Here is a 3,289-nt window from a genome sequence, read left to right as displayed (position 1 = left end):
CAGTCCATTTTGGGATTTTTTTTGATTTGGCGATTAATCAGATCGCAAAAATTGGACTGAGTTCCCTCCAAGTGATCTACTATTTTGAAAGCTTATTTATACGCAAAAGGATATTGACAGAATTAATGATTACACAAAGAAATTAGATGGACGTATTATCTATGTGAAAAATAAACAAGGGCTTATCGATTTCTTAAATCAAAGGAAGGAAAAGAAAAGACTCATTAAGGAGATGGTGATTTTTAGTCATGGCATTATTAATTATGCTACTTTTCATTATGAGGGAGAGGATGTTGAGGAAGGGCTTTTTGGGTCAGAGGAAATTAAAAAGGTCTATGAATCGATATTTGATTTCGATGCTAAAATAACAACTTATGCTTGCCGAGCGGGTATTTCAGTTGATAATGGATACCCTGGCGATTTTACAGGAATACCAGATGCAGGACAGAATAAAAGCCCAGCACAACAAATGGCCAATTTATGGGACGTTGAGGTGAAAGCGTTTGAGAAACGTTCCTCTTATGTGGGAATTTATGGAACGACACAAGAAATTAAAGAGGCAAAAGAATATGGTAAAGTTATTGAGAAATATGAAGCAGAACGTAAAGTTTATAATTATGAATTAAGCAAAGGAAATAAAAATATTACACCGCCAGAAAAACCAAAGGATTATGATGTGATGAAAAAACGCAACATGGATGTAAAAACAAGAGATCTTAATGAAAAAGATGGTGGTGGTCCGATTGCACCAAATGGTTTTTGGCGATTACCTAAAACAGGTAATACTCCTACAGGGTTAAAAGAAGATCTACAAAGTTATAGACCTGTCGAGTGGAAAGCATGAAAGTATCCAAAAGAAAAATTTTCCTTTCAATAATTTTTTTTCTAATTTCATCAGTGGGTTATTATATGTATACTCAAAAGTATCAAATGGCTGTGCTTGTTCCATCATATGATGAAAATTCATCAGAATACCCTAATAAAAAAGTTTGGTTTGATGCAAGTGAGTGGTTGAAAACACCTCAATATATTAAAGTTAGTGACTTTTTCATTATTAATAAAAAGTTCACTCCTATTGATAATCTAGACACATTGAAAATGTTGAGCATAACAACAGTATTACAGGATGAAATCGATAACTCAAAAGAGTTTAGTGATCTTTCTGAATTGAAAAACATAGGTATGATGGATTTTTTAAATTTAATGAAAGATAAAATAAATTATGAATATATATATAGTGAATTTAATGAAGAGTCACTAAAACCACTTCAAGATTTTTTCTTGGTTAAATTTATTCATAAAGAAAAAAAGTATGAGTTATTTATAAGGAGAAGTATCTCTGATGGAGAATATGTATACGATCACTTTAATTCTATTTACAGAGAAAATGAATGGCATAAGAAAAATAAAGATATTATGACATACAGAGATTACCTTGAAGGGAAGGTTGATTCATATAAATAATAAATTTAAAAAAACTATAGTTGCTGGATTTTCAATACGATGAAAAATATATTTTACCGGCAGCTATAGTGATAACTATTATGATCGGAGATATCATAAATATGGCAATAGAACTTAATGAAGACCAATGGAATATGCTAAAAAAATACTCATTCAATGCTTATATTGATGAATTGGTAGTCCATTGTAATGAATCCTATCCCTATCTTGATATAAAATTGGGTAAAGATGGCTTAAGATCAGCACTGAAAAATGCCGTAGAAGCAGCCAAAAACGAAGGTTTTGATCAACGTGGTGCTATTCAGTTTTATATTGATATGCTTATTTTGTTTGGTGCAAAATTTCAGACTGATCCGCAATACACATGGATAAAAACAATCCTTGATAATAATTCCCATCTTGGGCAATTAGAAAAAACAAGTCTGCTTTATCATGAAGTCACTCGATATTTGAATGAAGTGCATGGCGAACAAGATAACCATCTGAAAGCCAGTATTCTTAAATTTCAAAATATCAATATTGAACACTTAAATGTTCAATGGATCACTTATGAAAGTAACGTCGATGTACTATTAAACTCTTTATTCCCGAAAAAATATCAATATATAAAACAGGATAGAATAAAAAAACTCATCCAATTTGGTATTGAAAAATCGAATCAATATGGCATAGAAAATGCCAATTACTCAGCATTTTTAACACTAATCATGTTTTTATTAGGGCATGAGTTCGAACAGGATATTTTCTTACCTCATTTAAATAAAAAATTGTTCAAACAATATTATTCTGATACTGATTCTCTAATCATGGAAATGGAAAAAACAGCCAAAGATTATCTGAAAAAGTTTCTTCAATAACATCAAAATATTTTAGTCAATTGTAGGGAGAGTAAATATGCCAAGTAAAGCCGTTATCCGGTTAAACGATAAAACCGATCATGGTGGTAAGGTCATCACTGCCATTGATGGTTATGTTTATCAAGGTGTTCCTGTCGCAGGCAAAGGTGATTTAGTTGTTTGCCCGAAATGTGAAGATACATTTCCAATAGTGGAAGGAAGTGAGACTTTAAAGTATCAGAATAAACAAATCGCCTTGGAAGGAATGCGTACAGCATGTGGTGCAAAACTGATTGCCAGCCAGAAAACATTCCTTGCTTAGACACTGACGCGCTATGCTTGTCTTCTCCGTATTACCGGGCTAATACATTAACCCGGTAATACGGAGATTGGAAAAAATATAACCGTTACTATCGATTATCTTTATATAACTGCACCAATTTTCACGGGATAACGGGGTAAATGACATATTTATTATATATTTCATTGCGTTACTCTATCCCATGTTATCCCAGCCTATCCCGTAACATCATGTAACTAATTTAAATCATTTAAAATTCAATAAATTACAACCTGCCAGAGAAAAATCTTTTTCGGGATAACTTCCACTGTCACAATATATCTTTATTTGTAATCACCTAATGTTACGGGATAGTGCGGGATAATACGGGATAAATAAAATATCTATAACTAACTGATATATTTTAAAATAAATCTTTTTTATCCCAATATCCCGTTATCCCAACGTTTTTTCCTCCTACGTGAGGTTAATCCTCATCCCTGAAAATCAACACCACAAATCGCCCCTGAGTGCCGTTTACTGAGATGGTTTTGCTGATAAAGCGGTCTTTCTCCGCTTTAACCAACATTCCGGCCTCTTCTAAGAGCCCATTCGGAATCTTTTTTGAACGTAATTGTTTTTCCTGTATTCTGTCCGCCCAAATAAGATAAGTGCCTATATAAGTGACCTGCTGGAATGAGAAAAACCT

General features: G+C 32.7%; 5 protein-coding genes. 4 read left to right on the top strand and 1 reads right to left on the bottom strand.

What is annotated here, in order from left to right:
- Positions 1-163 precede the first annotated feature (163 nt).
- The 4 genes from Xedl_RS19155 (at position 164) to Xedl_RS19135 (ending at position 2,622) form a co-directional block, all read left to right on the top strand.
- A complete protein-coding gene (locus tag Xedl_RS19155; protein WP_244149769.1) occupies positions 164-844 on the top strand; it encodes a hypothetical protein in 681 nt (226 codons plus the stop codon).
- A complete protein-coding gene (locus tag Xedl_RS19150) occupies positions 841-1,464 on the top strand; it encodes a hypothetical protein (RefSeq protein ID WP_083600406.1) in 624 nt (207 codons plus the stop codon). The genes Xedl_RS19155 and Xedl_RS19150 overlap by 4 nt, the downstream gene beginning before the upstream one ends.
- Before the next feature lie 101 nt (positions 1,465-1,565).
- Positions 1,566-2,321: a hypothetical protein gene (locus Xedl_RS33845; protein ID WP_244149768.1), complete on the top strand. Its 756-nt coding sequence runs from the start codon at positions 1,566-1,568 to the stop codon at positions 2,319-2,321.
- A gap of 37 nt (positions 2,322-2,358) precedes the next feature.
- Entirely contained in the window at positions 2,359-2,622 is a 264-nt protein-coding gene (locus Xedl_RS19135) for a PAAR domain-containing protein (RefSeq protein ID WP_074025298.1), read from the top strand.
- Between the two features lie 445 nt (positions 2,623-3,067).
- On the opposite strand, the gene Xedl_RS28025 is transcribed toward Xedl_RS19135, so the two are convergent.
- On the bottom strand, positions 3,068-3,289 hold a 222-nt coding region (locus Xedl_RS28025), incomplete at its 5' end, for a hypothetical protein (RefSeq protein ID WP_158024420.1).

The sequence above is a fragment of the Xenorhabdus eapokensis genome (assembly GCF_001908105.1).
This window is presented reverse-complemented; position numbering and strand designations above follow the sequence as displayed.

Excerpts from the sequence above, each read along its gene's own strand:
- Xedl_RS33845 (WP_244149768.1), top strand. The coding sequence starts at position 1,566 with ATGGCAATAGAACTTAATGAAGACCAATGGAATATGCTAAAAAAATAC.
- Xedl_RS19135 (WP_074025298.1), top strand. The coding sequence starts at position 2,359 with ATGCCAAGTAAAGCCGTTATCCGGTTAAACGATAAAACCGATCATGGT.
- Xedl_RS19150 (WP_083600406.1), top strand. The coding sequence starts at position 841 with ATGAAAGTATCCAAAAGAAAAATTTTCCTTTCAATAATTTTTTTTCTA.